Source organism: Streptomyces sp. SID14515 (assembly GCF_010548505.1).
Lineage (GTDB): Bacteria > Actinomycetota > Actinomycetes > Streptomycetales > Streptomycetaceae > Streptomyces > Streptomyces caviscabies.
In genome coordinates this window covers 91,165-109,720 of record NZ_JAAGMH010000097.1, presented here as the reverse complement: position 1 = coordinate 109,720, position 18,556 = coordinate 91,165, and the positions used below count along the sequence as shown (strand labels likewise).

20 protein-coding genes are annotated in these 18,556 nt (G+C 72.7%); 7 read left to right on the top strand and 13 right to left on the bottom strand.

The window, feature by feature from the left end; genetic code table 11:
- Nucleotides 1-71 precede the first annotated feature (71 nt).
- Complete coding sequence (locus G3I54_RS20635; protein ID WP_164616349.1) at nt 72-1,190, top strand: chemotaxis protein; 1,119 nt, start codon at nt 72-74, stop codon at nt 1,188-1,190.
- Nucleotides 1,191-1,219: 29 nt separating this feature from the next.
- On the opposite strand, the gene G3I54_RS20630 is transcribed toward G3I54_RS20635, so the two are convergent.
- From G3I54_RS20630 to G3I54_RS20595, 8 genes are all read right to left on the bottom strand, one after another.
- Complete coding sequence (locus tag G3I54_RS20630) at nt 1,220-2,179, bottom strand: D-2-hydroxyacid dehydrogenase family protein (protein WP_164616575.1); 960 nt, start codon at nt 2,177-2,179, stop codon at nt 1,220-1,222.
- An 85-nt stretch (nt 2,180-2,264) separates the two neighbouring features.
- Nucleotides 2,265-4,679 carry a phosphoketolase family protein gene (locus G3I54_RS20625; RefSeq protein WP_164616348.1) on the bottom strand — a complete coding sequence of 805 codons (2,415 nt, stop codon included), beginning with the start codon at nt 4,677-4,679 and terminating at the stop codon, nt 2,265-2,267.
- 46 nt (nt 4,680-4,725) lie between these two features.
- A complete protein-coding gene (locus tag G3I54_RS20620) occupies nt 4,726-6,138 on the bottom strand; it encodes an NADP-dependent succinic semialdehyde dehydrogenase (RefSeq protein ID WP_164616347.1) in 1,413 nt (470 codons plus the stop codon).
- Between the two features lie 161 nt (nt 6,139-6,299).
- Nucleotides 6,300-6,758, bottom strand: coding sequence for an ATP-binding protein (locus tag G3I54_RS20615; RefSeq protein ID WP_164616346.1), 459 nt, complete (start codon nt 6,756-6,758; stop codon nt 6,300-6,302).
- A 194-nt stretch (nt 6,759-6,952) separates the two neighbouring features.
- The gene (locus tag G3I54_RS20610; protein WP_164616345.1) at nt 6,953-9,052 is read right to left on the bottom strand and encodes a xanthine dehydrogenase family protein molybdopterin-binding subunit; all 2,100 of its coding nucleotides are present in this window, start codon (nt 9,050-9,052) and stop codon (nt 6,953-6,955) included.
- 82 nt (nt 9,053-9,134) lie between these two features.
- Nucleotides 9,135-10,136 carry a xanthine dehydrogenase family protein subunit M gene (locus G3I54_RS20605; protein WP_164616344.1) on the bottom strand — a complete coding sequence of 334 codons (1,002 nt, stop codon included), beginning with the start codon at nt 10,134-10,136 and terminating at the stop codon, nt 9,135-9,137.
- A complete protein-coding gene (locus tag G3I54_RS20600) occupies nt 10,133-10,717 on the bottom strand; it encodes a 2Fe-2S iron-sulfur cluster-binding protein (RefSeq protein ID WP_164616343.1) in 585 nt (194 codons plus the stop codon). The genes G3I54_RS20605 and G3I54_RS20600 overlap by 4 nt, the downstream gene beginning before the upstream one ends.
- Nucleotides 10,718-10,779: 62 nt before the next feature.
- Nucleotides 10,780-11,169, bottom strand: coding sequence for a hypothetical protein (locus G3I54_RS20595; RefSeq protein ID WP_164616342.1), 390 nt, complete (start codon nt 11,167-11,169; stop codon nt 10,780-10,782).
- Between the two features lie 229 nt (nt 11,170-11,398).
- On the opposite strand from G3I54_RS20595, the gene G3I54_RS20590 reads away from it, so the two are divergent.
- The 3 genes from G3I54_RS20590 to G3I54_RS20580 all read left to right on the top strand — a co-directional run bounded on the left by G3I54_RS20590 (nt 11,399) and on the right by G3I54_RS20580 (nt 13,630).
- Nucleotides 11,399-11,740 carry a DUF6479 family protein gene (locus tag G3I54_RS20590; RefSeq protein ID WP_164616341.1) on the top strand — a complete coding sequence of 114 codons (342 nt, stop codon included), beginning with the start codon at nt 11,399-11,401 and terminating at the stop codon, nt 11,738-11,740.
- 53 nt (nt 11,741-11,793) lie between these two features.
- Nucleotides 11,794-12,708 carry a cation diffusion facilitator family transporter gene (locus G3I54_RS20585; protein ID WP_164616340.1) on the top strand — a complete coding sequence of 305 codons (915 nt, stop codon included), beginning with the start codon at nt 11,794-11,796 and terminating at the stop codon, nt 12,706-12,708.
- 109 nt (nt 12,709-12,817) lie between these two features.
- Entirely contained in the window at nt 12,818-13,630 is an 813-nt protein-coding gene (locus tag G3I54_RS20580; protein ID WP_164616339.1) for a VOC family protein, read from the top strand.
- 7 nt (nt 13,631-13,637) lie between these two features.
- Here G3I54_RS20580 and G3I54_RS20575 read toward each other — a convergent pair whose 3' ends face one another.
- Nucleotides 13,638-14,183 carry a DUF6328 family protein gene (locus G3I54_RS20575; RefSeq protein WP_164616338.1) on the bottom strand — a complete coding sequence of 182 codons (546 nt, stop codon included), beginning with the start codon at nt 14,181-14,183 and terminating at the stop codon, nt 13,638-13,640.
- A 220-nt stretch (nt 14,184-14,403) separates the two neighbouring features.
- Between G3I54_RS20575 and G3I54_RS20570 the strand changes: the two genes are divergently transcribed.
- The gene (locus tag G3I54_RS20570; protein WP_164616337.1) at nt 14,404-14,784 is read left to right on the top strand and encodes a VOC family protein; all 381 of its coding nucleotides are present in this window, start codon (nt 14,404-14,406) and stop codon (nt 14,782-14,784) included.
- Between the two features lie 86 nt (nt 14,785-14,870).
- Here G3I54_RS20570 and G3I54_RS20565 read toward each other — a convergent pair whose 3' ends face one another.
- Entirely contained in the window at nt 14,871-15,368 is a 498-nt protein-coding gene (locus G3I54_RS20565) for a GNAT family N-acetyltransferase (protein ID WP_164616336.1), read from the bottom strand.
- A gap of 57 nt (nt 15,369-15,425) precedes the next feature.
- Entirely contained in the window at nt 15,426-15,830 is a 405-nt protein-coding gene (locus tag G3I54_RS20560) for a DUF1992 domain-containing protein (protein WP_164616335.1), read from the bottom strand.
- Between the two features lie 219 nt (nt 15,831-16,049).
- On the opposite strand from G3I54_RS20560, the gene G3I54_RS20555 reads away from it, so the two are divergent.
- Nucleotides 16,050-16,628, top strand: a complete 579-nt coding sequence (locus G3I54_RS20555; protein WP_164616334.1) for a hypothetical protein — start codon at nt 16,050-16,052, stop codon at nt 16,626-16,628.
- The gene (locus G3I54_RS20550) at nt 16,625-17,029 is read left to right on the top strand and encodes a hypothetical protein (RefSeq protein WP_164616333.1); all 405 of its coding nucleotides are present in this window, start codon (nt 16,625-16,627) and stop codon (nt 17,027-17,029) included. The genes G3I54_RS20555 and G3I54_RS20550 overlap by 4 nt, the downstream gene beginning before the upstream one ends.
- A gap of 87 nt (nt 17,030-17,116) precedes the next feature.
- Here the strand turns inward: G3I54_RS20550 and G3I54_RS20545 are convergent, their stop codons facing one another.
- Together G3I54_RS20545 and G3I54_RS20540 are read right to left on the bottom strand one after the other, a co-directional pair.
- Nucleotides 17,117-17,914: a tyrosine-protein phosphatase gene (locus G3I54_RS20545; protein WP_164616332.1), complete on the bottom strand. Its 798-nt coding sequence runs from the start codon at nt 17,912-17,914 to the stop codon at nt 17,117-17,119.
- Nucleotides 17,915-17,993: 79 nt separating this feature from the next.
- Nucleotides 17,994-18,530 (bottom strand): SHOCT domain-containing protein, encoded by a 537-nt coding sequence (locus tag G3I54_RS20540; protein WP_164616331.1) that lies wholly within the window; start codon nt 18,528-18,530, stop codon nt 17,994-17,996.
- Nucleotides 18,531-18,556: the final 26 nt, after the last annotated feature.

Sequence of the window (18,556 nt, the reverse complement as noted above, 5' to 3'; positions counted from 1 at the left end):
CAAAAGGTATGAATTGACTCGTCGAAGCATCCGTTTCACACGGGAGCGGATGCGAGCCCCGGGAGGGAACGATGGATACGGACGCCCTGACCGCCGACCTGTTGCGGGAGCTGCGGGCGACCCGGCCCTATCCGGCCCTGTCCCTGACCATGCCGACCCATCGCAAGGCCCCGGACAACGCCCAGGACCCGGTCCGGCTGCGGAACCTGGTGGCCGAGGCCGGACACCGCCTCGACGCCGACCCGCAGGTCAGCCGCGAGGTCGCGGCCGCTCTCCGGGCCCAGCTGGAGCGGGCGGCGGGCGAGGTGGACCCGCGCGGGGCGCTGGACTCCCTGGTGCTCCTGGCCACCACCGACGAGTACTGGATCTGGCAGCTTCCGCGCACCGCACCCGAACGGGTGGTGCTCAGCGACACCTACCTCACCCGCAACCTCGTCGCGGCCAAGGCCCAGACCCGGCCATTCCGGGCGCTGACCATCGCCGCCGACCACGCCACGCTGTGGATCGGCACGGCCGACGGCATCCGGCCCGAGGAGACGGGCGGCTTCCCGCTGACCGCGCCGAAGGAACCGCCGAACCCGCAGCGCGAGGAGCGGATCGGCGACACCCCGAGCACCTTCACCGACGAGGAGACCCGGAACTTCTTCCGTGACGTCGACGAGAAACTGCGCGCGGTCGTCGCGGCGGATCCGCGCCCGCTCTACCTGATGGGCCTGGCCCCCGCGCTCGCTCTGCTGGACGAGGTCGGCGCGGGCTCCGGGTCCGCCCTCGGCCGGGTCACCAAGGGCGCGCCGGCCGATCTGCCGCCCGCCGAGGTTCTGAGGGAGCTGCGGCCCGCCCTCGACGAGGGCGTACGCCTGGCGGCCGCGGAGGTGGAGACCCGGCTCGACCACGCCCGGGGCGCGCACTCCTTCGCCGGAGGTCTCGACGAGGTGTGGGCCGCCGTCCGGGAGGGCCGGGCGGGTCTGGTCGCGGTGGAGGAACACTTCCAGGCGGCCGTGCAGGTGACCGACGAGCACCTGGAGCCGGTGCCCGAGGGGAGTAGTACCCAGACCGCTGACGGCACGATCCGCGAGGACATCGTCGACGAGCTGGTCGAAGCGGCGCTGGACAGCGGCGCCGACGTGGTGTTCGTCGAGGACGGTTCGCTGGCGGACCACGGCCGGATCGCGGCGGCGCTGCGCTACTGACCGGGACCGCCCGTGGGAGCCCTCCGCCGTCAGCCCAGGCGGCGGAGGGGCTGCCCGTCGAGGAACGCCCTGATGTTCTCCACGGCCTGGCCGTAGTAGGTCTCGTAGTTGGCGCGCGACACATAGCCCAGGTGCGGTGTGGCCAGCAGGCGCGGGGCCGTGCGCACCGGATGGCCGGCCGGGAGCGGCTCGATGTCGAAGACATCGGTGGCGGCCCCGGCGATGGAGCCTGCGTGCAGCGCGGCGAGCAGGGCGTCCGTGTCGACGATGGCCGCCCTGGAGGTGTTGATCAGATACGCGGTCGAGCGCATCCGGGCGAGTTCGGCCGCGCCGATCAGGCCCCGGGTCCGGTCGCCGAGCGCCAGGTGGACGGAGACGAAGTCGCTGTCGGCCAGCAGTTCTTCCTTGGAGCCGGCCAGGATCGCGCCGACCTCGTCGGTACGTTCCTTCGTGAGGTTCTGGCTCCAGGCCACCACGTCCATGCCGAAGGCCAGGCCCACCCGCGCCACCCGGGCGCCGATCTTCCCGAGCCCCAGCAGACCGAGTCGTCGGCCGTGCAGATCGGCCCCGAGGGTGGACTGCCAGGGCCCGCCCGTGCGCAGGGCCTCCGCCTCGGGGACGATGCCGCGTGCCAGGCCCAGGAGCAGAGCCCAGGTGAGCTCGACGGGCGGGGTGGAGGAGCTGGCGGTGCCGCAGACGACGACGCCGTGGCGCTCGGCGGCGTCGAAGTCGATGACGGAGTTGCGCATGCCGGAGGCGATCAGCAGCCGCAGCCGGGGCAGCCGGGCGAACAGCTCCGCCGGGAACGGCACCCGCTCGCGCAGGGTGACCACGATGTCGAAGCCGGCCAGGGCGGCGGCCGCTTCGTCCTCGGTGGCGAGGTGCTCGGCGAACGACACGACCTCGACATCGGCGGTGACGGGCGACCAGTCGACGACGGTGGTGGCCACGGACTGGAAGTCGTCGATCACAGCACAGCGCAGCTTCATGGCGGCCTCTCCGGTGGGTATCGGGTCGCCGTCCATGATCGCTCATCGGCCGGTCCGGAGGGGCGGCGGCCGGTGAAGGCCGCTGTCAGCCGCCCCACTTCCAGCCCACGACTTCCGGCAGGTCCGTGCCGTGCTCGCGGATCCAGGCGTGGTGACGGGTACGGATGTCCGCCATCTCCTGGCGTACGGCGACGGCGCGAACGCCGAGCCCCGGCACCCGGTCGATGACGTCCATGACCAGCCGGTAGCGGTCGAGGTCGTTGCGGACGACCATGTCGAACGGCGTGGTCGTGGTGCCCTCCTCCTTGTAGCCGCGCACATGGAGGTGGGCGTGGCCGGTCCGGCGGTAGGCGAGCCGGTGGATCAGCCACGGATAGCCGTGGTACGCGAAGATCACCGGCCTGTCGCGGGTGAACAGGGCGTCGTACTCGGAGTCCGGCATACCGTGCGGGTGCTCCGCGTCGGGCATCATGCGGGCGATGTCGACGACGTTGACCACCCGGACGGCCAGCTCGGGCAGATGGCGGCGGATCAGGTCGGCGGCGGCCAGCGTCTCCTGGGTGGGCACGTCCCCGGCGCAGGCGAGGACCACGTCCGGTTCCCGGCCGCCGTCCTCGGTACCGGCCCAGGCCCAGGCGCCGGCCCCGCGCGCGCAGTGGGCGCGGGCCTCCTCGGGGGTGAGCCAGTCGAAGGTCGGCTGCTTCCCGGCGACAATGACGTTGACGTAGTCCCGGCTGCGCAGCGCGTGGTCGGCCACCGAGAGCAGGGTGTTGGTGTCCGGCGGGAGATAGACCCGGACGACCTCCGGGCTCTTGTTGAGGATGTGGTCGACGAAGCCCGGGTCCTGGTGCGAGAAGCCGTTGTGGTCCTGGCGCCAGACGTGCGAGGTGAGCAGGTAGTTGAGCGAGGCGATGGGCCGCCGCCAGGGCAGCCGGCGCGAGGTGCGCAGCCATTTGATGTGCTGGTTGACCATGGAGTCGACGATGTGGGCGAACGCCTCGTAACTGGAGAAGAGCCCGTGCCGTCCGGTGAGCAGATAGCCCTCCAGCCAGCCCTGACAGAGGTGTTCGGAGAGCACCTCCATCACCCGGCCGTCGCGGGCGAGGTGTCCGTCGGTGGGCAGAGTCTCGGCCTGCCAGGCCTTGCCGGTGGCCCGGTAGAGGGCGTCCAGCCGGTTGGAGGCGGTCTCGTCGGGGCCGACCACCCGGAAGTCCCTGCGGTCCGCGGTGGCGGCCATGACGCTCTCCAGGAGGCCGCCGAGCACCTTGGTGGGCTCGTGGAGCGTGGCGCCGGGCTTGTCGACCCGTACGGCGTGGTCCGCCGGGTCGGGCAGCGGGAGGTCGCGCAGGAGGAGCCCGCCGTTGGCGTACGGGGTGGAGCCGAGCCGGGCGTCGCCCTCGGGCACACAGGCGAGGACCTGGTCGGTGGGCCGGCCCTCGGCGTCGAAGAGTTCGTCGGGGCGGTAGGAGCGCAGCCAGGCCTCCAGCTGCCGCAGGTGCTCCGGGTGGTCGCGGACACCGGAGAGCGGGACCTGGTGGGAGCGCCAGGTGTTCTCGACGGGCAGTCCGTCGACCTCTTCAGGGCCGGTCCAGCCCTTGGGGGTGCGCAGCACGATCATGGGCCAGCGGGGGCGTTCGGTCGCGCCGTCCTGGCGGGCCGCCCGCTGGTACGCGCCGATGCGGTCCAGGGCGGTGTCCAGGGCGGCGGCGAGCGCCCGGTGGACGGCGGCCGGGTCGTCGCCGCCGACGAACAGCGGGTCGTGGCCGTAGCCGCGCAGCAGCTGGTCCAGTTCCTCCTCGGGGATCCGGGCGAGGACCGTCGGGTTGGCGATCTTGTAGCCGTTGAGGTGGAGGACGGGCAGGACGGCCCCGTCGTGGACCGGGTCGAGGAATTTATCGGCGTGCCAGGAGGCGGCGAGCGGTCCCGTCTCGGCCTCGCCGTCGCCGATCACGCAGGCCACCAGCAGGTCCGGGTGGTCGAAGGCGGCGCCGTAGGCGTGGCTGAGGGCGTAGCCGAGTTCGCCGCCCTCGTGGATGGAGCCGGGGGTCTCGGGGGCGACATGGCTGGGGACACCGCCGGGAAACGAGAACTGCTTGAACAGCGCGCCCATGCCTTCGGCGTCCCGCCCGACGTCCGGATAGGTGTCGGAGTAGCTGCCCTCCAGCCAGGAGTTGGCGAGGACGGCGGGTCCGCCGTGGCCGGGGCCCCAGACGCACAGGGCGCTCAGATCACGGGCCTTGATCACGCGGTTGAGGTGGGTGTGGACGAGGTTGAGCCCCGGCGAGGTGCCCCAGTGGCCGAGCAGCCGGGGCTTGATGTCCTCGGGGACGAGCGGCCGGGTCAGCAGGGGGTTGGCCATCAGATAGATCTGGCCGACGGCGAGGTAGTTGGCCGCGCGCCAGTGCGCGTCGAGCGCGGCGAGTTCCTCGTCGGAAAGCCCGCAAGGATCGGAAGCCTCGGAAGTCTCGGAATGTGCGGACGCGGTACGGGTGTCGCTCACGGGGCAGGTCTCCTCGTCGGGTGACGGCGCACGGGCGGGGTCGTCGTCAGGACGCCTCGGGTCCGTACCAGAGCGTGGTGGCGTTGCAGAACTCGCGGATGCCGTGGCCGGCGAGCTCCCGGCCGTAACCGGAGCGCTTGATCCCGCCGAAGGGCAGTGCGGGGTGCGAGGCGGTCATCCCGTTGAAGAAGACCCCGCCGGCCTCCAGGTCGCGGGCGCAGCGCTCCTGCTCGCCCGGGTCGCGGGTCCAGACGTTGGAGCTGAGGCCGAAAGGCGTGTCGTTGGCGAGGTGGATCGCCTCGTCGAGGTCGGCGACCCGGTAGAGGGTGGCGACCGGCCCGAAGGTCTCCTCGCGGTGGATGCGCATGGCGGTGGTGATGCCGGTGAGCACGGTGGGCTCGTAGAACCAGCCGTTCTCCAGGCCGCCGCCGAGCTTGTCGGGGCGGCGTCCGCCGCACAGCGTCTCGGCCCCGCGTCCGACGGCGTCGTCGACGAGCTCCTCCAGGTCGGTGCGGCCCTGTTCGGTGGAGAGGGGGCCGATGTCGGTGGCGTCCTCCAGCGGGTCGCCGACGGTCAGGGCGCGCATGCCCGCGGTGAAGTGCTCGGCGAACGTGTCGTAGACGTCCGCGTGCACGATGAAGCGCTTGGCGGCGATGCAGGACTGGCCGTTGTTCTGGACGCGGGCGGTGACGGCGGTGGCGGCGGCCTTCTCCACCTCCGCCGAGGGCAGCACGAGATAGGGGTCGCTGCCGCCGAGTTCCAGCACGGTCTTCTTGACCTCGTCGCCGGCGGTGGCGGCGACGGCGCGCCCGGCCGGTTCGCTGCCGGTGAGGGTGGCCGCGACGACGCGCGGATCACGCAGGACCGCCTCGACCGCGCCGGAGCCGATCAGCAGCGTACGGAAGCAGCCCGCCGGGAATCCGGCCCGGTGGAAGAGGTCCTCCAGGTAGAGGGCGGTCTGCGGGACGTTCGACGCGTGCTTGAGGAGTCCGACGTTGCCCGCCATCAGCGCGGGGGCGGCGAAGCGCACCACCTGCCAGAGCGGGAAGTTCCACGGCATCACGGCGAGGACCACGCCGAGCGGACGGTAGCGGACCAGCGCGCGGGAGGCGCCGGAGTCCTTCACATCGGCGGGGTCCGGGTGTTCGTCGGCGAGCAGTCCCTCGGCGTGGGCGGCGTACCAGCGCATCGCCTTCGCGCACTTGGCGGCCTCGGCGCGGGCCGCCGTGACGGGCTTGCCCATCTCGACGGTCATCGTGCGGGCGATGGTGTCGCGGTCCTCGTCGAGGAGGTCGGCGGCACGGTTCAGCCAGGTCGCGCGCTGTTCGAAGGGCGTGGTGCGGTACTGGTGGAAGGTCTCCGCGGCGGCGGCGATCCTGCGTTCCGTCTCCTCCTCGCCCAGGGCGTCGAAGGACCTGATCAGTTCGCCGTTCGCGGGGTTGACCGTCGCGATGGGCATGGCAGTGGCCTCCTTGCATCGGTACTCCGACCGTGCCGCGCCGCACCGGTCCGCGCAACGCGGCCCTCCCCTCCCCCGCACATACCCGGCCGACGCGGATCATGCGTGCCGAGGGGGCACGTTCCGCGTCGGCCGGTGTGCGGTCCGCCCTTCGCGGGCGGTTACACGAGCGCCGCCAGCGGGATGGCGCGGGCGGTGCGGACGCCGGGCAGCGGGGCGTACGGGAGCAGGCCCGCGGTCTTCGGCGCCTCGGCGTAGCGGGTGAACCAGACCACTTTGCCGTCCGTGGTCCGGCAGGTGCCCCAGCTGTCGCTCAGGGCCATGACCCGGCTCAGCCCGCCGCCGGCCGGCAGGAGCCGGGGCATCCGGGCACTGTTGTCCGCGACGGACACGGTCACGTGCCGTCCGGTCCAGCGGAGTTCGAGGACGCAGCTGTTGCCGTCGCCGACATGCCGGTGGACGTTGGTCAGGAGCTCGTCCAGGGCCCGGCACACGGGCCGGACGTGCAGGTCGAGACTCCAGTGACGAAGGTGTGCGGCGACGATCCGCCGCAACTGGGAAACGCGCTCTGCCGACACCTGCAGTTCGACCGAATAGTGCCGGTCGAGTGGAACGGTCATCGTCGAGGCTCCTCACCACGAGGCCCACATGCTTCACCCCGTCGTACTTTCACCCCGTCGTACGAACGACCCCCGAACACGAAGCGTGAGCACTGATCACTTCTGGGTCACTCATTAGGGTGCGCCGCGTACGCCGGACGCGCAACAGCTGGGCCGTCCGTCCTGGTGGGAGGCGGTGTCCGGGCGCGGGACGATCACAGCAGGTAGGGCAGCAAGGTGTCCGGGGTGAGGGGCAGTTCGCGCAGCCGGGCGCCGGTGGCGTGGCGGACGGCGTTCCCGATGGCGGCCGCGGTGCCGACGATCCCGATCTCGCCGATGCCCTTGCTGCCCATCGGGTTGAGGTGGCGGTCGTCCTCCTCGATCCAGTGCGCCTGGATGTCGGCCGTGTCGGCGCAGACGGGCACGTGGTAGGCGGCGAGGTCCTTGGCGGTGAAGTCGCCGAAGTCCGGGTCGAGGCCGCAGCCCTCGGTGAGCGCCATGCCGATGCCCATCACCATGCCGCCGGTGAACTGGGAGCGTGCGGTGCGGGCGTTGAGGATCCGCCCGGCGGCGTACACGCCGAGCAGCCGGCGTACGCGCACCTCGCCGGTGACGGCGTCGACGGCCGTCTCGGCGAAGTGGGCCCCGAAGGCGTGCCGGGCGTACGGGGACTCCTCGCCGGTCTCCTGCTCGGTGTCGGCGGTGGTGGTGATCCCGTCGGGCGGCAGCGGTCCGGAGTGCTCGGCGAGGCGGCCGGCCAGGTCGGCGGCGGCCTTGTGCACGGCCCAGCCCCAGGAGGCGGTGCCGGAGGAGCCGCCGGCCAGCGGGGCGGTGGGCAGGTCGGTGCTGCCGATGTCGACGTGTACGGCCCCGGGGTCGACGCCGAGCGCGTCCGCGGCGATCTGGGCCAGCACGGTGCGGGCCCCGGTGCCGATGTCGGTGGCGTTGACCTCGATGCTCAGCGCGCCGTCCTGCGCGGCGTGGGCGCTCGCGGTGGACCGGGAGACGAGCACGGGGTACGTCGCGGAGGCCACGCCCGTACCGATGAGCCAGCGGCTCTCCTGGCGGGCGGCGGGCCGGGGGTCGCGGTCGTGCCAGCCGAACCTCGCGGCGCCGTCGCGCAGGCAGGCGGCGAGGCCGCGGCTGCTGAAGGGGCGGCCGCTGTCCGGTTCGGTCTCCGGTTCGTTGCGCAGCCGCAGCTCCACGGGGTCCAGGCCGAGCGCGGAGGCGAGCTCGTCCATGGCGGACTCCAGGGCGTACATCCCCGAGGCCTCCCCCGGGGCGCGCATCCAGGAGGGGCTGGGTACGTCGAGGGCGGTCACCCGGTGCGCGGTCCGGCTGTACGGCGAGGCGTACATGGTGCGGGCGGGCACGGCGGCCTGCTCGACGAACTCCTTCACGGTGGAGGTCTGGGTGACGACCTCGTGGCTGACCGCGGTGAGCACCCCGTCCAGGCCCGCGCCGAGCCGGACCCGCTGGATCGTGGGGGCCCGGTGGCCGACGACCTCCGCCAGCTGGGCGCGGGGGAACACCAGCTTCACCGGCCGCCCGGTGTGCCGGGCGGCCATCGCGGCCAGGACCGCCTGGGGGCGGGTGGTGCCCTTCGAGCCGAAGCCGCCGCCGACGTGCTCGGAGACCACGGTGATCCGGTCCGGGGCCAGGCCGAACGCCTGGGCGAGGCTGTCGCGCACCTTGTTCGACCCCTGGCTGGAGTCGTGGACGGTGAGGTGTCCGTCGGTCCAGACGACGGTGGCGGCGTGCGGCTCCATGGGGTGGTTGTGCAGGGCGCCCATCCGGTACGTGGCGTCGACCTGGACGCGCGCTCCGGCCAGGGCCCGTTCCACGTCGCCGCGGACCCGGACGGCGGGGAAGCCGCCGTTGGCCTCCTCGGGCGTGTAGAGGCCGGGGTGGTCCTCGGTGAGGGTGACGTCGAACGGGTCGCGTTCGTACTCGACATGGAGTTCCCCGGCGCCGGTGCGGGCCGCTTCGAGGCTGTCGGCGATCACGAGGGCGATCGGCCAGCCGTGGTGCGGGACCCGGTCGTCCTGGAGCACGGCGAGGATCGGGTCGTCGGGCTCCTGGAGCCCGGGCGCGTTGTCGTGGGTGAGGACGGCGTGGACGCCGGGTACGGCGAGGGCGTCGACGGCCCGTACGGCGGTGACGCGACCGGCCGCGACGGTGGCCGGGACGGTCCAGGCGTACAGACAGCCCGACGGCGTGCGGTCGGCCGCGTAGCGGGCGGTGCCGGTGACCTTGTCCCGGGCCTCTCTGCGGACGACGGGCGCACCGGGGAACTGCGGGGCTCGGGTGGTCATGGCGATGGGTCCTCGGGGGTCGGTGGTGCGGGCGGGCGGGCGCGGGTGGCCGCCCCGGGCGGTTTCCGGCCGGTCCGGCGGTTCAGCCGGTCCGGGCGGGCTGCCGGGCGGTGAGTTCGCCGAGCACGTCGAGGGCGAGGCGGCGGGCGAGGTCCACCTTGAACGCGTTGTCGCGCAGCGGCCGTGCCTCGGCCAGTTCGGCGATCAGGGCGTGCTGGAAGACGGCGGGCGTGGCCGGCGCGCCGCGCAGCTCGGCCTCGGCCCTGCGGGCCCGCCACGGCCGGTGGGCGACGCCGCCGAACGCGAGCGTGGCGTGCTCGACGCGGCCGGCGTCCACCCGGACGGTGGCGGCGACGGAGACCAGGGCGAAGGCGAACGAGGCGCGGTCGCGGGCCTTGCGGTAGCGGGAGGCCGTGTCGGGCGCCGGCGGCGGGAGCAGCACCTCGGTGATCAGCTCGCCGGGCCTGATCACGGTGTCCTGGTCGGGGTTCTCCCCCGGCAGGCGGTGGAACTCCGTGAGGGGGACGGCCCGTTCGCCCTCGGGGCCGAGCAGCAGCACGGTCGCGTCGAGCGCGGCGAGGGCCACGGCCATGTCGGACGGGTTGGTGGCCACGCACTCCGGCGAGTGCCCGAGGATCGCGAGGTCGCGGTGGGTTCCTTCGCGCGCGGGGCAGCCGGAGCCGGGGAGACGCTTGTTGCAGGGCTTGGAGACGTCCTGGAAATAGCGGCACCGGGTGCGCTGGAGCAGGTTGCCGCCGGTGGTGGCGGTGTTGCGGAGCTGGCCGGAGGCCCCGGCCAGCAGCGCCTGGGACAGCACGGGGTAGTTCTCGGTGACGTCGGGGTGGGCGGCGAGGTCACTGTTGCGCACGGTGGCGCCGATGCTCAGGCCGCCTTCGGCCGTCCGGGTCACCCGGTCGAGCGGCAGCCCGGAGACGTCGATGAGGACCCGGGGCGTCTCCACGCCGAGTTTCATCAGGTCCACCAGGTTGGTGCCGCCGCCCAGGAAGCGGGCGCCAGGACCGGCGGCGCAGAGCCGGACGGCCTCGTCGGTGGAGGCGGGGCGCGCATAGCCGAACGGTTTCACTCGATCACGTCCTCGATGGCTTCGACGATCCGGGGGTAGGCCCCGCACCGGCACAGGTTGCCGCTCATCCGTTCCCGGATCTCGTCGGCGTCGAGTACGACGGCCGCGGCGACGGTTCCGTCCGGTCCGGCGGCGAGGGAATCCGGTTCGGTGGCGTGCGAGGGGTGGCCGTCGGCGGCCTCGCGGAGCATGCCCACGGCCGAACAGATCTGGCCCGGGGTGCAGAAGCCGCACTGGAGGGCGTCCCGCTCGACGAACGCCTGCTGCACCGGGTGCAGGCTCTCGCCGTCGGCGAGCCCTTCCACGGTGGTGATCGTGGCGCCGTTCCGGGCGACGGTGAGCAACAGGCAGCTGTTGACCCGCCGTCCGTCGACGAGGACCGTGCAGGCTCCGCACTGGCCGTGGTCGCAGCCCTTCTTGGCTCCGGTGAGGCCGAAGTCCTCCCGCAGCGTCTCCAGCACGGTGGCGCGGTGGTCGACGGTCAGCGTCGTCTCCTCGCCGTTGACGTACAGCGTCACGGTGGAGTGTTCGTCGACGACCGGTTCCGGTTCGAGGTCCGCTCCGAGAGCGAGGGAATCCATGCGCGCGCCTTTCGCTTCGCCGTGCGGCCGGGTCGCCCCGGTCGGCTTCTGGTTCGGGCCGGTCAGCGGCTCTCCAGCCGCAGCCGGACCTCCTGCTCCTGGTCCCCGGCGGCCGTGCCGACGACGCTCACCGCGAAGGCTCCGGTGAGGTGGTCGCGTAGCCGGTCGACGGCCCAGTAGCCGCCCTGGGCGTCCACCGTGACCGGTGCGGTGAGGCGGGCGGGGGTGGCGTCCGCCCTCGGTTCGGACACGTCGACGGTGGTGACCCAGGCGGTCGGGCGGGGGCCGGAGACCGGTGCGGGGGTCTCGCCCATCGGGTGGTCCGAGGCGAAGGAGGTGGCGAGCACGTCGAACACGGTCCGCGCGTCCTGGGCGTCGCAGCGGCTGAGCGAGACCACCACCTCACGGCCCGCCGGGTGATCCTCGCCGCTCTGCTCGGGGGTGCTGTTCACCGTGGTTCCTTCCGCTGGGGTGCCGACCTTCGGGACCACTCCAGGCTGACCCCGCATCCGGCCGACGGCGACACGGGAAGCACCTGGAAGGGGCCTGGAACACCTGGAGGGCGGGCAGGAGGGCTGTCCTGGCCCGCCGTCTTGAAACGCGTTTCCCGCGAGATACCCATAAAACATGAATTGATGTGAATAGCTGACTGATGCCCTCCTCTCGGGGTATGCGCAATGCATGGATGTTCTGAATGCAGTCAATGTGGCCGAGGTGTCCGCCGAGGTCCCGCTCGCTGCGACAACGGGGGCCCTCGGGGTCGTCATGCCCATCGTGGGCCTGGCCGTCGTCGCCCTGCTGATCGGCGGCTTCGTCCTCAGCAAGCGCAAGCACGACGCGGAGCCGCCGCCGCCCCGGCCCCATGAGCAGCCGGAGAAGCCCGAGCAGCGCACCCACGTCGAACAGCGCGACCCGCATTCCTCCGATCAGTTCCCCGAGGACGGCCACGCCCTGTCGCCGTACGAGCTCAAGGACCACAGCAACGGCCCGCTGCCGCCGGACGAGGAGCGGCCGAACGGCTGACCGGCCCGTCCCGCGGGGGCATCGGGGCGGCCCCCTCTGCTCAGGAGGTTGTGATGGCCGGCTCGGCCGCCGACCGACGTACCCGTCTCACGGTCCTGGTGGCGCTCGCCGCCAACCTCGTGATCGCCGCGGCCAAGACCGTGGGCGGGCTGGCCTCAGGCTCCCCCGCCCTGTTGTCCGAGGCCGCCCACTCGGTCGCCGACAGCCTCAACGAGGTCTTCCTGCTCGCCGCGCTCCGGCGCAGCCGCCGCCCCGCCGATGCCCGTCATCCGTTCGGATACGGCAAGGAGCGCTACTTCTGGGCGCTGCTGGCCGCTGTCGGGATCTTCGTGATGGGCGGCTGTTTCTCGTTCTACCAAGGTCTCTCGGCCCTCCGCCGGGACGACCACGAGTCCCCCGAGGGCTACACGGCGGGGCTGATCGTGCTCGGCGTGGCCTTCGTCGCCGAGGCCACCTCCCTGACCCGGGCCCTGCACCAGGCGCGCGGCGAGAAGCGCGGGGCGCTGGACCCGGCGCTGCGCACCGTCATCGCCGAGGACAGCACGGCGGTCCTCGGCGTCACCCTGGCGATGGCGGGCATGGGGCTGCATCTGGCCACCGGGAGCGTGGTCTGGGAGGCGGCGGCCTCGCTGGGCATCGGGCTGCTGCTCGTCTACGTGGCCTTCCGGCTCGGCCGGGACGCCCGCGACCAGCTGATCGGCGAGGCCGTCGATCCCGAGCTGCGACGCGATCTGGTGGGCTTCCTGATGCGCCAGGGCGAGATCGACAACGTCGCCGAGCTCCTCACGATGCGGCTGGGCATGGACTCGGTCCTGGTGGCCGCCCGTATCGACCTCGCCCCAGGCATCGACAGCGAGCGGGTGGAGGAGGTCTCGATGCGCATCAGGGAGGCGATGGCCGACCGGTGGCCGCAGGCCGACCAGATCTTCCTCGACATCACGAACGCCCCGCCGCGCGCCGGCCTGTGACACCGGACGCGCCCCGGCCCGCGTTGCGGGACCGGGCGGGCCGTTCGAGGCTGGTTGCTGGACCGCAGCGGCCGGGCAGGACGCCGCTCCCCGAAGAAGGCAGTGGACCATGACCGGAAGCGATCCCCGTACGGCCTCATCGGCGGCCCCGCTGACGGGCCCGGCCGCACCGTGCTGGGTCACCCTCATGACCCGGCACCGGGAGACCGCCGAGCGGTTCTACACACAGGTCCTGGGCTGGTCGTTCCGGCCCGGGCGGCTCGGCGCGGACTACGCCGTGGCCTACCGCGACGAGGTGCCGGTGGCCGGTGTCTTCGCCGTCTCCACCGCGTTCCAGGTCTCGGTGGCCTGGACGCCGTACTTCGCGGTGGAGGACGCGAACGTGGCCGCCGCCCGGATCCGTGAGCGCAGCGGGACCGTGGCGGTGGGGCCGCTGACGCTCGGCAAGGGGCGCGGGGTGCTGGCGTCGGACCGGGACGGGGCGGCGTTCGGCCTCTGGGAGCGCACCGAACCCTCCGCCTCGCCGCCGGCCCCGGCCGACCACGCGCACGCCTGGCTGCGGCTGCGGACCCGCAACGCCTTCGACGCGGCGATCTTCTACGGCGAGGTACTCGACTGGGCGAGCGGGCGTCCGGGATGCTGCGATGTGGCGTACGAGGGCGACGAGGTCATCGTGCGGTGCGCGGGGCATCCGCTGGCCCGGATCAGCTCCGGCGCCGTGGAGAGCGCGGCCGAACCGGCGGTGCGCCCGCACTGGCAGGTCCAGTTCCCGGTGACGGACCTCGCGGCGACGGTCTCCGCCGCCGAACAGCACGGCGGCGCCCTCGTCGAGGAGCGCACCGGCTTCGGGGGCACCGAGGTCACGCTGCGGGACCCGGACGGCGCGCTGTTCGCGGTGACCGATCTGCGTAGCCCCGCCTGACACGCTGCTAGGAGGCGCCGCTCCCCCGATCGGACGCCTCGGCCCCGCCCTCGTCCCCCTCGTCGTCATCCTTGCCCCGGACGGAGTTGCCCCGGGCCAGGGCCCACACCGGGAAGACGAACCAGCAGGCCAGGAACCACAGGGCCATCGCGCCGACCAGCCACAGCGCCAGCTGGTTGTGCAGGGCTACGCGCAGGATCAGCAGCAGCGCCGAGCACATCGTGCAGAAGAGCAGCACCAGGCCGAGGACGGTCATCCTGGAGGCCCAGATGACCGTCTCCGGCTTCATCCGGCGGCCGGTGAGGAGCCGGTGGTACGACACGGGGCCGATGAGCGTCGCCGCGGTCGCCGAGCCCAGCATGACCGTGATCACGTAGATGGTCCGGTCGGTGTCCCCCAGGTCCTCGAATCGCGACTGGAAGACGACCGCGAGCAGGAAGCCGAAGAGGATCTGGACGCCGGTCTGCGCGACGCGCAGTTCCTGGAGGAGTTCGGACCACTGCCGGTCCGCCCGCTCCTCCTGGGTCTCCTGACGGCCTCTGCTGGATGTCACGTGACCTCCCCTTCCTCTCCTCCGTGAGGGCCTTGGGCGGGGTGACCGCGTGGCGGCGCGCCCATGGCCGGATCTCACGGGTTCCCCGCGGTCACGGGCGTATTCCCGTGGACCGGTGGGGCGCGGCCCGCCTAGGATCACCGCAGGGCATCGCGCGTCGGTCACCGGCCGGGTGAGGCGTGGAGGTAGCCCGTGAGATGCCCGTTGGAGGCATTCCACCGTGTCAGTCGAGTTGAACCACACCATCGTCCATTGCCGGGACAACCGCGAGTCCGCCGCATTCCTGGCGGATCTGCTGGGCCTGACGGTCGGAGAAGAGTGGGGGCCGTTCGTTCCGGTCGTTCTCGCGAACAGCGTCACGCTGGATTTCGCGACGATTCCCGCCGCTTCGATCACCCCGCAGCACTATGCGTTCCTCATCTCGGAGGCGGAGTTCGACACCGCGTTCGCGAAGATCCAGGAGCTGGGGATCGACTATTATGCCGATCCCCATCAGAAGATTCCCGGCGAGATCAACCACAACGACGGCGGGCGGGGCGTGTACTTCCCCGATCCGAGCGGTCATGGGCTGGAGCTGATCACCCGCCCGTACGGCGGCTGATCACCGCCCGCAGCACCCCGTCCCGTCCCGGAGCCAGGCCGCGCGCCCTTGCGGCCGGGCTCCGGTCGTACGCGGCGCGGCGCGTCTCAGCCGATACGCAGCAGGAACGCGGGGCGGTCCCACATCACCGCGGGCGGGGCGGCGCGGACCGTGCCGACGGGTTCGGCGCCGATGCCGCGGTAGAAGCCCTCGGCGGGCGGATGGGAAACGATCCGGACGCCGGTCAGCCCGGCGCTCCGGGCCTCCTCGCGCAGATGGTCGGCGAGCAGCCGGCCGATGCCGAGTCCCTGGGCGGAGTCGGCGACGAACATCAGGTCCAGTTCCGGCGGGTCGAGGAGCAGCGCGTAGAAGCCGAGGATCTGGCCCGTGTCGCCGTCCGCGGCGACGAAGACCCGGTGCGTGGCGATGTAGTCCGGCCCGACCCGATAGCCCTCGACCATCGGCGCGTACGGGCCCTCGTAGGCGCGTGAGGTGCGGACCAGCCGGGTCAGGCGGCCCGCGTCGCCCGCCTCGGCGCGGCGGACCACCACATCGGCGCGCCGTGCGGCCGGTCCCCGCCGCCGCCCTGTTCTGCCCGATCCCATACGGCGAGTATGCGGCACGGCGGCGGCGGTCGGACGCCTGTCAGGGCCTGTGCGGCCCTAGGCCGGGCGGCGTTCCTCGCGCCAGCGGCGTACGGTCCCGTCCACGTCGAAAGGCTCCAGCCGCAGCGGCGGGCCCTCGGGCGGCATCCGGATGGCCCGTTCGATCTTCTCGTTCACCTCGGTCAGGATGCGCCGTACCTCGGCCTCGGTGCGGGCCGCGGCGACCGCGGCGGGAACGTCTTCCGCCTCTTTGCGCAGGGCCAGCGCGGGCGGCAGCATCGACACGCCCTCCCGCTGCATTTTCTGCTTGATCCACCAGGCCTCGTCGTACGGGCGCTCCAGACCGGCGATCGGCTTGCCGAAGCCCGGGAGCGCGGAGAAGTCGCCGCGCTGTTCCGCCTCGTGGATCTGCCGGTCGACCCAGGATTCGAAACTGACTCCCGGTGGTTTGCGCTCCGTCATCGCGTGTCCCTCCGACCTGCCGCCGATCCGACTCCTTCACCCTACCCAGGGCATCGCGCGGGGCCTTCGCCGGAGGGCGGCGGCCTCGAACGGGAATCCGGGGGTACACGAACTCCTGCACACCGCCCGGCGATTGCCGCCGGGCCCGGACCGAAAGGGGTTGACCACTGTGCGACAGCAGAGCTACGTACCGGCCGATGAACGTTGGGGGCGGTAGCCGTGACGACAACGATCATCATCATCGCCGTGGTCGTCGTGGCGGCCATCGCCGCGTTCTTCCTGCTCCGTGGACGTCCGGTCGGCGGCCGGGGACTGCGCAGCCGCTTCGGACCGGAGTACGAGCGGGTGGTCGCCCGGCACGACGGCGACACCGCGGCGGCCGAGCGGGAGCTCGGCGACCGGGTGAAGCGGCACGGGCACCTGGAGAAGCGCTCGCTGACCGACGAGGCCCGCGCACGCTACGCCGCCCGCTGGGCGAGCGCCCAGGAGCTCTTCGTCGAATCGCCGGAGCGGGCGCTCACCGAAGCCGACGCACTGCTGGCCGATCTGTCGCGCGAGCGCGGCTTCCCGGCCGGCGACGACTTCGAGGACCGTACGGACGCGCTCTCCGTCCACCACGCCGCGCACGTCCACGGCTATCGGCGGGTGCACACCGCGCGACGCGGGGACGCGAGCACCGAGGAGATGCGCGAGGCGCTGATCGATGCCCGCGGGCTCTTCGACTCCCTGCTCGCGGACGGCCCGTCGGGGCGCGAGCACGGCAACCGGCATCTGGTGAAGGGACGTGGCACATCATGACGAGGACGACGAACGCGACGACGCGGCTGCCCGACAGCACGGGCCACCCCGAGGGCGCCGGGCCGATCGACACGGGTACGCCCGTGCGGGACCCGGGCCCCGTCGAGGACGGCCCGCACCCCGGGCGGCCGCTGTTCGCCCCCGAGGAGCAGGAGGCGTTCACCGCGCGGATCCAGCAGGCGGTGACCGGGTTCGTGGCGGATCCGCAGCGGGCGGTGCGGGAGGCCGACGCCACCTTCGACGAGGTCGTCGCGGGTCTCGGGGCCGCCCTGGAGGAACGCGGGCGGCGACTGCGCGCGGGGAAGGGCGAGAGCGGCCCGGCCACCGGGGCGGAGACCGAGGATCTGCGGATCGCCCTCCAGCACTACCGCGACCTGACGGAACGCCTCGTACGCCTGTAGCCCGAAGCGCGGATACAGGGGCCGGTCCGGCCGGGAGTCTCCCGGCCGGACCGGCCCCTTCTCGCGTCCGCGTCGCTTCCTGACGGTTCAGCCGCGGACCACCAGGCCGTCGCGCAGCCGCTCCAGTACGCCGTCGGGCACGCGCAGCCCGTTGCGCACATAGCCGTCGAGGCCGCCCCAGCGCTCGTCCATGGCGTCGAGCGCCACGTCCAGATAGCGGGGGCGTACCTCGATGATCGCCGCGGCGACGGCGGGGTCGCCCCCGCCGTCGAGGAACTTCGCCACGTACGGGGCGAAGGCGGCCCGTACGGCGGGATTGACCGCGAGGAAGTCCGACCGGACCGTCGCGCGGGCCGCTCCGAGGATCATCAGCAGGACGGCCGCCGCCCAGCCGGTACGGTCCTTGCCCGCGGTGCAGTGGAAGAGCACCGGGCGGGCGGCGGGGTCGGCCGCCGTCTCCAGGAAGGCCCGGTAGGCGGCCGCCGCGCCGGGTGAGAGGACCATCTTCCGGTAGGTCTCGGCGAACAGTTCCTCGGCCCGGCCGCCCCCCAGCGTCCGCTCCGCCTCGACCGGGTCGGCCAGCAGGGACCGCAGCCGGGCGGGCGCCACGCCCGGGTGGTCGCCCAGCACATCGGCGACGAAGAGCCTGGCCCTCTCCGGCAGCCGGTCCGGGGCCCACCGCCGCTCGTCGGCGGTGCGCAGGTCCACGACGGTGCGGATGCCGAGCGCCGACACCGCCCGGTCGCTCTCCGGGTCGAGCTCGCTCAGCTGGCCCGAGCGGAACAGCACGCCCTGCCGCACCCGACGGTCACGGCCCAGGGCGATGCCGCCCAGGTCGCGCAGATTGACAACGGTGGCGGCCGGAACGGTCCGGGCGGTCTGCACGATGAACTGCCTCTTTCCCCGATGAATTCCAAGAATTCCACATATCAGGATCAACGTCGCATGCGGCGAGGAAAGGACATCAGTCCGACAGGAGTTTCGTCTTCTGCTCCACGAACTCGGCGTCGGTGAGGACGTCCCGCTTCCACAGTTCGGCGAGCCGCTCCAGTCGGGTGATGATGTCGTCCCCCGCGGCGCCCTGCTCACCAGCATCACCGGCCTCACCGGCCCCACCCGCGGCGAGGCGCTCGTGCGCGACGAAGACGCCGCCCGCCTCGCGGGCCGTACGGGCGAGCTGAGTGGTCCACAGATCTTCCCGGACGACGATCGCGACGACATCGCCCGCCGGCACTCCGCCGTCGAGCCTGTCGACGTCCGCCGGGCCCAACGCCACCGCCGCCCCGCCCTCCGCCGTATCGGCGGGAATCACTCCCTCGGGGTCCAGCTCCCGCAGCTCCACCGGGGTCAGCGCGCCGCCCTCGACCCGACGAACGAAGGCCAGGTCACCGGCGCGTACGGCACCGGACGACACGGCGTCGGCAAGGGCGGGGGCGACCGACCCGGTGAAGCGACTGCCGGGGAAGGCGATGACGAGGTACTCCACAGGTCCGACGGCCACGGTCGCGTCCTCTCCGTATCCCGGCG